This is a genomic window from Azospirillum baldaniorum (assembly GCF_003119195.2).
In the GTDB taxonomy this organism is placed as follows: Bacteria; Pseudomonadota; Alphaproteobacteria; order Azospirillales; family Azospirillaceae; genus Azospirillum; species Azospirillum baldaniorum.
The window spans coordinates 140,224-150,246 of sequence record NZ_CP022254.1 but is presented as its reverse complement, the minus strand read 5'-3'; the positions used below and the strand labels follow the sequence as shown (position 1 = coordinate 150,246).

At 70.1% G+C, this 10,023-nt stretch carries 10 protein-coding genes; all 10 read right to left on the bottom strand.

All coding sequences use genetic code 11. From position 1 onward, the window contains the following. Positions 1-122: 122 nt before the first annotated feature. A complete protein-coding gene (locus tag Sp245p_RS15030; RefSeq protein WP_014198638.1) occupies positions 123-1,988 on the bottom strand; it encodes a flagellin N-terminal helical domain-containing protein in 1,866 nt (621 codons plus the stop codon). Positions 1,989-2,130: 142 nt separating this feature from the next. Continuing rightward, complete coding sequence (locus Sp245p_RS15025) at positions 2,131-3,243, bottom strand: 3-oxoacyl-ACP synthase III family protein (RefSeq protein WP_014198637.1); 1,113 nt, start codon at positions 3,241-3,243, stop codon at positions 2,131-2,133. A gap of 16 nt (positions 3,244-3,259) precedes the next feature. Beyond that, entirely contained in the window at positions 3,260-3,991 is a 732-nt protein-coding gene (locus Sp245p_RS15020; RefSeq protein ID WP_014198636.1) for an SDR family NAD(P)-dependent oxidoreductase, read from the bottom strand. Then, entirely contained in the window at positions 3,988-5,181 is a 1,194-nt protein-coding gene (locus Sp245p_RS15015) for an ANL family adenylate-forming protein (RefSeq protein ID WP_014198635.1), read from the bottom strand. The genes Sp245p_RS15020 and Sp245p_RS15015 overlap by 4 nt, the downstream gene beginning before the upstream one ends. Beyond that, positions 5,178-5,456: an acyl carrier protein gene (locus tag Sp245p_RS15010; RefSeq protein ID WP_014198634.1), complete on the bottom strand. Its 279-nt coding sequence runs from the start codon at positions 5,454-5,456 to the stop codon at positions 5,178-5,180. The genes Sp245p_RS15015 and Sp245p_RS15010 overlap by 4 nt, the downstream gene beginning before the upstream one ends. A 13-nt stretch (positions 5,457-5,469) precedes the next feature. Further along, complete coding sequence (locus tag Sp245p_RS15005) at positions 5,470-6,288, bottom strand: alpha/beta fold hydrolase (RefSeq protein WP_014198633.1); 819 nt, start codon at positions 6,286-6,288, stop codon at positions 5,470-5,472. A gap of 7 nt (positions 6,289-6,295) precedes the next feature. After that, positions 6,296-6,529 carry a hypothetical protein gene (locus Sp245p_RS15000; protein ID WP_014198632.1) on the bottom strand — a complete coding sequence of 78 codons (234 nt, stop codon included), beginning with the start codon at positions 6,527-6,529 and terminating at the stop codon, positions 6,296-6,298. A 15-nt stretch (positions 6,530-6,544) separates the two neighbouring features. After that, positions 6,545-7,303 (bottom strand): cytidylyltransferase domain-containing protein, encoded by a 759-nt coding sequence (locus Sp245p_RS14995; protein ID WP_014198631.1) that lies wholly within the window; start codon positions 7,301-7,303, stop codon positions 6,545-6,547. Continuing rightward, a complete protein-coding gene (gene pseI / locus Sp245p_RS14990) occupies positions 7,300-8,352 on the bottom strand; it encodes a pseudaminic acid synthase (RefSeq protein WP_014198630.1) in 1,053 nt (350 codons plus the stop codon). Before pseI ends, Sp245p_RS14995 begins: the two co-directional genes overlap by 4 nt. A gap of 30 nt (positions 8,353-8,382) precedes the next feature. Next, on the bottom strand, positions 8,383-10,002 hold the full coding sequence (locus tag Sp245p_RS14985; RefSeq protein ID WP_014198629.1) for a glycosyltransferase: 1,620 nt from the start codon (positions 10,000-10,002) through the stop codon (positions 8,383-8,385). Between the last annotated feature and the right edge of the window lie 21 nt (positions 10,003-10,023).

Below are 10,023 nucleotides of genomic sequence, written 5' to 3'. Positions count from 1 at the left end.
CGGTCCTTGTCTCGGCGGCGCGCGGAAGCGGAAAGCGATTGCCGGAAAGCGCCGCACCAAATGAAACGGGCGGCGGCTTGCGCCGCCGCCCGCCGGGCGTAATCCTACCCGAACTCTCAGGCTTAGAACAGACGCAGGATCGACTGCTGCGACTGGTTGGCCAGCGAGAGGGCGATGGTGCCGAGCTGCTGACGGGTCTGCAGCATCAGCAGGTTCGCACCTTCCTCGTTCTGGTCGGCCAGCGTCAGCTTGCTCGCGCCTTCCGTCAGCACGTCGCTGAACTCCTTGGTGAAGTTCTCACGGGTCGTGATGACGTTCAGGTTGGTCGACAGCGTCTGCGAAGACGACCGCAGGTTCTGCTTCGCGTAGTCGATGCTGGCGACCGCCTTGTCGATGTCGGCGCGGTCGGTCCAGTCGTTCTGCGCGTAGTCCAGACGCAGGCCCTGGCCGCTGGTGGTCAGGTTCTGGGCCTTCACCGTGATCGCGTTGGTGTTGCGCTCGTTGAGCTGCACCGTCAGATCGTTGGAGGTGTTGGCGTCGGTCACCTGCACCGAGACCAGGTTGGCCGCGGAGTTGGCCGCCGCCGCCTGCTTGATGGTCTTCTGATCGACGTTGAAGCGCACCGTGCCGGTGTCGAACGCGTAGGCGTTCTCGCCGTCCGCCAGCTTGCCCTCGCCGCGCTTGGACATGCCGTCGCGGGTCACCGTGGCGCCGCTCAGGTTGCTGACCGAGATCTGGATGTCGACCTTCTTCTCGATCGACGAGACGCCGTTGCCGCCGTTGGCGGCCTGCTCCAGCAGCTTGCGGTCGACCGTGAAGGACACGATGGTGCCCGACGCGAAGCTCTCGGAGATGCGCTTGGTCAGGGCGTTCTCGGCGGTGGCCTTGACCGTCATCTCACGGGCGGAGTTGGTCGTCGTCGCGCCGGACAGCGTGATCGTGCCGCCCGAGTTGACCGTGACGGTCTGGACGTCCTTGCCGCTGAGGCGGCCGTTGGCGCCCAGCGCGTTGTTGATCGACGCCTTGAGCTGGTTGGCGATGTTGTTGCGCGCGGTCTGACCCGTCGCCACGTCGCCGGCGGTGGCGGTGTAGGTGAAGGTCTGGTCTTCGACGGTGATGGTGAAGCTGTCGCCGGCTTCGATCGTGCCGCCCAGCGTCACATTGGTAAGCTGCGCGGTACCCGTCGAGGCCGTCCTCGTCGTGTTGGCGGCGATGGTCTGGCTGTTGTCGAAGTAGGTGATCGTGCGCGACTCGTTGCCGTCCGTAACGATGAACGACCGCTCGCGGCCCGAGGCGCCGCGGACCTCGATCTGCACGTCGGAGAAGCTGCCCGCCGAGGTGGTCATCGTGCCGGACAGCTTCAGGCCGACCAGGCCGTGGGCCATTTCGGCGCTGTTGATCTCGCCGGCCGCGCCCTCGATGGAGCCGTCGCCCTTCACGCGCACCGTGTAGGTGTCGGTCGACACCACGTTGGTGATGCGGGCGTTCTCGATGCCCTGGATGGTGTTGACGGCGCGGCGCGAGTCGCTGGTGGAGTCCAGCCGCAGGCCGTTGCCCGCCAGCAGGTTCTTGCCACCGTAGGCGGAGTCGCCGGCCAGCTTGTCGATCTGCTCCTTCAGCGCGTTGAACTGGTTGGAGAGCGACTTGCGGGTGGCGACGGAGCCGGCGTCGGTGCCCAGAGCGGAATAGGCGGCGGTGGTCAGGCCGCGCGCCTGCTCGATCATGTCGTCGATCGAGGACAAGCCCTTGTCGGCGGCCTTGATGGTGCTGATGGCCTGACCCATCGTGTCCTTCAGCGCGGTCAGATCGCCGGCGCGCTGGGTCAGGTTCTTCGCGGCGAAGAACGACGTCGGGCCGTCGAGGGCCGAGTTGATCTTGTTGCCGGTCGAGAGGATGTTCTGCTTCTTCGCGATCGAGTCCTGGACGCCCTGCAGCTGCAGCAGGTTCGTGCGCATCGACGACGAGAGGGAGATGTCGCTGGTAGCCATGGAGTCACTCCTTTTGGAGGATTTCAGTCCGTACGACGGTGCGCGCACGGAGAGGGACTAATTCCCTCGGGCTACCAGTAGGCAATAAATGGGCCAGATCGAATTTGCCGCCCAGGCGAGGCAATTCCTGCCTCCGGGCAAATCAGGGCTCGGCAATTTTTGCCGAGGGCCCGGCAAGAATTGCCTCCCGCCCGGCACCCTTTGCCGGTTGCGCTTCCGACCCGGCAGATTCTGCCGGGCTTGCAGGAAGCGTCATCACCTCGCAAACGGCGAGCGGACCGGCGGTCAGCGCCACGCTTCCCCAGGACCAGCCGACGCCGAACCCCGACAGGACGAGGCGCAAGGGTCCGTCGCACAACGCCGTCCCCAGCTCGGAGGCCAGCGCCAGGGGAATGGAGGCGGAGCTGGTGTTGCCGAATCCGGCGAGCCCGACCACCGTCTGATCGGGCGTGGCGCCGAGCTTCTGCGCGAGGTGGCGGATCATCTGGGCGTTGGCCTGATGCAGGACCAGACGGTCCACCGTTCCCATCGTCCAGCCGGCGCGTTCCAGAACGGCGCGGATGTTGCCCGGCACTTCGCGCAGCGTGAAGGCGAAGACCTGGGTGCCGTCCATGAACAGGTGCGCGGGCTCGCCGGGCCGCCGCAGGCCGCCGCCGGGAACGGCGAGGTAAGGGGCGCCGGCGCCGTCGCTGCCCAGCACGAAGGCCATGGGTGCCCCCCCCTCCTCCATGACCAGCGCCGTGGCCGTGGCGGCGTCGCCGAACAAGGGCGCCACGGCGCGGTCGTCGGGGTCGAGCACGCGCGATGTCGTGTCGCCCGCGACCAGAAGGGCGCGCCGCCCGCCCGCCGCCTTCAGCATCGCCGAAGCCGTCCAGAGGCCATGCACGAAGCCCGAGCAGCCGAGCGTCAGGTCCAGCACCGCCGCCCCCTTGCCCAGTCCCAGCCGATGGTGGAGCAGATAGCCCGAGGCCGGCAGGATGTGGTCGTGGGTCTGGGTGACCATGACCAGCAGATCGACGCTGTCCGTCGCCCAGCCCAACCGGTCCAGCAGGCGCCGCGCCGCCGCTTCCCCCAGGTCGGAGGTGCATTGGTGAGGGGGCACCAGATGGCGCGCCTCGATTCCGGTGGCCTTGGCGATCCGGCGGGCGGCGTCCTCGCCGAAGCGGGCGGCCAGATCCTCCACCGTCTCGCGCCGTTCCGGAACGCAGGCGACGATTCCCGCCAGGGCGACGCCCTCGATCACGCTGGCCACCATGGGGCGTCTCCTTCCGTCAGCCGGTGATGCCGCCGTCCACGACGATGGTCTGGCCGGTCACGAAACCCGCCCCGTCGCCCAGCAGGAAACGGACCACCGGCACCACGTCGGCCACGTCGCCCAGCCGGCCCAGCGGCGTGCGCCGGACGATCTGGTCGCGCTGCCCGTCGGCCAGCGTGCCGGACATCTCGGTGGCGAGATAGCCGGGCGCGACCGAATTGACGGTGACCTGGAGGCGCCCGACCTCGCGCGCCAGCGCGCGGGTCAGCCCGTCCAGCCCCGCCTTCGACGCCGAATAGGCGGACAGCCCATTGTAGCCCCGCTGCCCGATGATCGACGAGATGTTGACGATCCGCCCCGGCCCCCGCTTCACCAGCTTGGCGCGCAGGAAGGCACGGGCAACCTGGATGGCACCGGTCAGGTTGACCTGGATGACCTCCTCGACGTCGATCTCCGGGAAGGTCGCCAGCACGCCTTCGCGCGCGATGCCGGCGTTGTTGACCAGCCCCCACAGCGGCGATCCGCCGCCCCAGTCGAGAGCGGCGTCCATGAAGGCGCGCACCGCCTCCCCGTCGCCGATGCGGCAGGGTTGCCAGAACAGGTCGGGACCGGCCAACCGTTCCAACGCCTCGCCCGGCGCGCGGCTGCAGGTGGAGACGCGGTAGCCCTCGGCCAGCAGCGCCTCGACGATCCCCAACCCCAGCCCGCGGCTGCCGCCGGTGACGATGACGTGCCGTTTGCCGCTCATGCCGTTCCCTTCCGCGTCTTCTTGCCCGCCGCCCCCAGGGCGATGCTCCCGGTCATGGTCACCAGACGGGGACGCGCCGCCGGCGGCAGGTCGGCCACGGCGGTGCGGATCGCGGCGCGGAGCACGGCCTCCTCCACCCCCGGCGCCGGGACCACCAGGGCGGTCAGGATGTGGCCGGTCACCGGGTTGGCCGCGGCCTGAACCAAGGCGTCCCGCACGCCCGGCACGTCCAGCAGCACCTGCTCCACCACCTCCGGCGAAACCTTGACCCCGCCGACATTGATCCGACCGTCCAGCCGCCCGGCGAACAGCGCGCGGTCGCCGCGCACCTCCACGACATCGCCGGTGGACAGCCAGCCATCCCCATAGCCGAGCATCGCGCGGGGGCTGCTCACCTCCAGCACGCCGTCGCTCAGGCGCAGGCCCACCCCGTCGATGCCGCCATCCAGCCAAGCGGCGGGAAACCCGGCCTGTCCATCGCCCACCGCAAACAGCGCTCCGGCCTCCGTCAAGGCGTAGATGTGCCGAAGCTTCGCGTTCGGGAAACACTCCGCCAGCCGGTCGAGCAGCGGCTGGTCGGCCACCTCCCCGCCCAGCGTGACGACCGCCAGGGGCGGCGCCTCGCCGTCGAGCGCCAGCAGGAAGGCACGCCAGAAGCTTGGCGTCGCGCTGATGTGGGTCACCGCGTGCCTCACGGCGAGACGCGCCAGTTCCCCCGCAGCGGCGCCGGGCGCCGACACCAGCGTCGCCCCCGCCGCCAGAGCCGTCAGGATGACCTGAAGCCCGGCGAAGGCCGCCGGCTCATAGGCCAGCAGCCAACGCGCGTCCGGATCGGCGGCACCGCGCAGGCGTCCGCGCAGGCGCTGGAAGTCGTGGCGTATCAGCTTCGGCGTGCCCGTGGTGCCGGAGGTCTCCAGCAACACCGCGAAGCCCGGCCCATGGGGCTTGCCGTCCGTCTCCGCGGAGGCGCGGCGCGACAGATGCAGTTCCACCCCGACCCGTTCGGCCGCGACAAGGGCGGCAACGAGGGCCGGCACGCCCTGCGGCGGCAGGACCGCCCTCCCTCCCGCGGCCCGGAACGCCGCTTCGAAAGCATCGGCCTGCGCGGCGATCTCCACCCAGCCGACGCTTCGCCCCGCCTCGATCAGGCGGACGCCGGGATGCAGCCAGGAGGGTGGCGGCCGGTTCATCGGGACCCGGCGGGCATGTCCGGACGGTGGAGGGCCGGACGGTAAAGGGCCGCCAGTTCCCCGACCGTGTTGAACTGGACGAATCCGGCGCGGAAGGGGTCCTTGCCGGTGCGCTGTTCCAGCACCACCAGCAGCGTGGCGAGGTCGAGGGAGTCGATCGGCAGGTCCCCGCCGAGGAAACGTGTGTCCGGGCCGAGCGCCGGCAGGGTCTCCCCCTTGTCGGCGGCGATGCGGGCAAGCTCTTCGGCGATCAGCGCAAACATGGAATCGGTCATTGGGGGAAATCGGTCATCGGGGGTCGCATGCGGACAGGAAGTCGCGGAGGGTGGCCGTGACGGGGGTCGCCGCCTCACTATGCGGCAAGTGCCCGGCCTTGTCGAAGAGATGAAGCGGCGCTTCGGGGGGCAGGCGGTCGGCGGTCGGCACCGGGATGATGCGGTCCTCCCGCCCCCACAGGAACTGGATCGGCATGGGGAAGACCGTCCAGTCCACCGGGTCGGGCGACCGGTGCGCCTCGGCGAAGGAGCCGGCGATGATCCGCTCCAGAGCGGCGCGGCGGCGGGAATCGGTGGCCTGGGCGTGCATCACCTCGCCGACGCGCCCCGCCAGCAGCCAGGGCCGGGCGAACAGGCGCGCGGCGCAGTCCCGCCCCTCCTCCACCGTCTCCAGCGCGGCGACCCGCCGCAGGAACTCCAGATCGAAATCGGGGCCGAGGCCGGCGCTGGCGACCAGCGAGAGGCTGGCCACCCGATCCGGTGCCAGACGCGCCAGTTCCAGGGCGACGTATCCGCCCATGGAGTGGCCGACGGCGTGGACGCGCGGAATCTCCAGGGTGTTCAGCAGGCGCAGCAGCCACGGCGCGAAGGCGGCGACCCGCCCGTCCCCGACCTCCAGGGTCGAGGCGCCGTGCCCCGGCAGATCCACCGCCAGGACCCGGCGGTCGGCGGCCAGCGCCGCGGCGTTGAACTGCCAGGTCAGCGAATCCCCGGCGAAGCCGTGCAGCAGCAGAGCCGGAACGCCGCCCCGCCCCATCGACAGATAGGAGGCCGGACCGCCGTCGATGTCCGCCCGTCCGCGCCTCGGGGAGCGCTCGAACCTTCCGGTCACCTGGGACTCAGGCCGTCACGGCGATGCCGGCCAGACCCAGCAGGTCGTCCACCGTCTTCGCCTTGACGAGCCTCTCGCCCTCCACGACGTGGCCGAGCTTCTCATCGACCAGGGCGATGAAGCTGATGACGGCCAGCGAGTCCCAGGCGTCGATGGAGTCGAGTTCTTCCGCGCCCGTCAGGGTGCCGGCGTCCAGTTCCAGCATCTCGTCGAGCGCGAGCAGGAATTCCTTGCGGTCCATGGTGGTGTCTCCGTTTCAGTGGAGCGTGTTCTGACGCACGCTGCCGTTCAGGTCGGCCCATTCAGGGTGCTGGCGCAGCAGATTGCAACAATCCTGCCAGCCGAAGCCGGGATTTTCGGGAAGCAAGGCGCCCAGCAGGCGGCGGACCAGTTCCAGGTCGGCGGCCTCGTCCACGCACCAGCGCTGGTCGAGGACGCTGCCGTCCTCCGGCGCGAGGGGGGCGCCGATGCGAAAACGCTCCGGACGGCGGTAGATATGGGCGGTGACATGCTCGCGCTCCGCCGGGTCGGTGGCGGAGGCGGAGGCCTCGTCCAGAGCGGCGCGGGTGAAGACCTCGCTGTCCAGGCCGCGCGGGAAGCGGGTGACGTCCAGGCTGAGATAGTCCAGCGGCGGCGCCGATTCCAGGAAGGCGGCCACCACGCGGTCCACCAGCGCCGGGTCGATCAGCGGGCAATCGGCGGTGACCCGCACCACCACGTCGGCGCCGGCCATGGCAGCGGCCCCGGCGAAGCGCCCGAGCACGTCCTGCTCGTCGCCGCGAAACACCGGCACCCCGAGCGATCTCGCCAATTCCGCCACCGGGTCGTCGGTGCCGTTCACCGTGGTCGCCAGCACCAGCGCGTCGAGCGTCCGGCAACGCGCCAAACGCTCCAGATGATGCGCCAGCAGCGGACGCCCAGCCGCCTCCATCAGCACCTTGCCGGGCAGTCGGGTCGAGGTCATGCGGGCCTGCGAGATGCAGACGACGCGCGGCTTGGCCGTGGCGGCGCTCATTCGTCCTCCGGGGCCAGCATGTCCCAGCGCAGCGGCTCGCCGCGCTTCAGCGCGCGGGCGGCGCGGCGGCCGAGCACGGCGGGGAGATGTTTCGGCTCCATTCCGAAGCCGGGGCGGATGGAGCGGACGCTGGCGGCGCTCAGCGCCTCGCCCGCCGCCACGTCGGCGGTGACGTAGAGGGAGCGGCGGTAATCACGTCCTCCCGCCTCGCTCGGCTTCACCCCGTAATGGACGCGGCCCAGAGCCGCCCAGGCGGTGCGCACGGAATCGGCCATCGCCTTGAACTCCGCCGGCTCCAGGGAAAAGGCGCTGTCCACCCCGCCATCGGCGCGGGACAGGGTGAAGTGCTTCTCGATCACCACTGCCCCCAGCGCCGCCGCGGCGACCGGCACCGCCACGCCGTGGGTGTGGTCGGACAGGCCGACATCGACGCCGAAGGCCTGCGCCAGATGCGGGATGGTGCGCAGGTTGCAGTCCTCCGGCGGCGTCGGGTAGCCGCTGACGCAATGGAGCAGGACAAGCGGCGTGTCTCCGACAGCCTCCACCGCCTCCGCGATCTCGCCCAGAGTGGCGAGGCCGGTGGACAGGATCAGCGGCTTGCCCGAGCGGGCGGCCCGGCGGATCAGCGGCAGGTCGTTCAGCTCGAAGGAGGCGATCTTGAAGGCCGGGGCGTCCAACCGCTCCAGCAGATCCACCGCCGTGTCGTCGAAGGGGGAGCTGAAGATGGTCAGGCCGATGGCGCGCGCGCGCTCGAACAGCGGGCGGTGCCACTCCCAGGGGGTGTGGGCCTCGCGGTAGAGGTCGTGCAGGGTGCGGCCCTTCCACAGCCCGCCCTCCAGCAGAAAGCCCGGCCCGTCATGGTCGATGGTCAGGGTGTCGGCGGTGTAGGTCTGCAGCTTCACCGCATCGGCGCCGGCCTCCTTGGCGGCGTCGACCAGGGCGAGCGCCCGGTTCAGGTCGCCCCTGTGGTTGCCCGACATCTCGGCGATCAGATAGGGCGGATGGCCGGGGCCGATGGGACGGCCGTTGATGATGACGTCGCGCGGCACGGAGGGCGGTCTCGCTGTGATGGTCGGGTTTCACTCTGCCACGGAAGCGGACGGCGGGTCTTCCTTTTGTGCGCCCGCCTTGGCCGCAGCCCGCAGAAGGTCCCGCGCCTCCTCGCCATAGGCCAGCAGCCGTTCGGCGCAACGGTGACGGTCGCCGACGGTCTGGAAACGGATGCGCGACAGCTCCGACTGCCGCTCCCGCAGCGCCGGGTCGGCGACGAGGGCGGCGGCCCGCTCCACGTAGGCGGCGGCGTCCGGAACGGGAATGCCGGCTCCCGCCACGCTCGCCACGTCGCCCCAGGCCAGCGTGACCACCGGCAGCCCCTCCGCGATGGCGTAGGCGGCGCTGCCGCCGCCGCCCTGGCGCGACGGGTTGAGGTAGGCGTGGCAGCGCCGGTAGAAGGCGCGGATGTCCTTGAGATGGCCCAGGCTGCGCATCCGCGCGCCGTTGCGCGTCGCCTTCAGGCGGGCCGGCAACTGCTCAACCTCTCCCGCGAAGACGATCACCGCGCCGGGGCAACGGTCGAGGATGGAATCGGCCAGCGCGAGGAATTCCGCGGTCACCTCGATGTCCAGGCGGGTGCCGACCACGGCGAAGACGAAGGCGGCGTCGCCCAGATCGGGTGCGCCCTCGACACCCGCCGTGGGGGGCGGGGAAAAGCCCAGCGTGAAGGGCCGGAAGCGCCGCGCGAAGGGACCGCGGTAGAGCGCCGGCATGGCGTCGGTGTGGTTCCCTTCCTCATAGCCCAGCACCAGATGGGCCAGCGAGATGGTCATGCCCGAAGTGGTGGGCAGGCAGACCACCGGCCGCGCGCCGGTCACCGCGAACAGGTCGCCAACCACGTTGGCCCCGCCGAAGGTCACCAGCAGGTCGGGGTCGTAACCGTCGATGGCGCCGACGATGGTGGACAGCTTGTCCTTGGAAAAGGCGCGGTCGGTGAAGGACGCCATCTTCACCTGTTTGCCGAACATCTTCAGGGCGAAGACACCCTCGTAGTCGGAGACCAACCCCGCGACCATCGGTGGTACGAACAGGCTCTCGGCCCGCAACGGCATGGTGTTGCAATTGATGATGGCGACATCGAGTCCGAAATCGTCCTGGAGCCGGCTGGCGTAGTCGAAGCAGTCGCGCGAGGGCTGGTGCTGGTCGTTGGTGAACTGGTTGGTCAGCACGGCCACCCGTCGGATCGGCCCGGCGCGCGGCACATGGCGCGGCGGAACGACGCCCCAGCGCCGCGCCACCGCCCAAACCAGATCCTCGTAGAAGCGGAACAGGTCGCAGGGTCCGAAGGCGCCCAGCTTCTCCGGTGCCGACGCCGCCAGGAACAGCTGCCGCGCCATGCACCAGTAGGTGTAGTGCATCAACTGCGGCCCCACCCGCTCCCCACCCAGCAGCAAATAATGAAGAATTCGCTCGTAGTGGTAGAGGTCGCCGGTCAACTGGAACAGCACGGAGTGGAGCAGCACCGTCTCCCCGGTCGGCGGGTCGCGGCGAAGCGCCTCGGCGATGGACAGGCGGACATCCCGATCCAGTTCGCGGCGCATGCGCTCGCAGTGGGTCGTCAGGGCGTTGAGGCGGTCGGCGTTGAACTGACGCTCGGCCAGCAGGGCCTTCAGCGTGGCAGCCTGTTCCCCGGCGATGTCGGACATGCGGATCCCCCAACCGGCGCC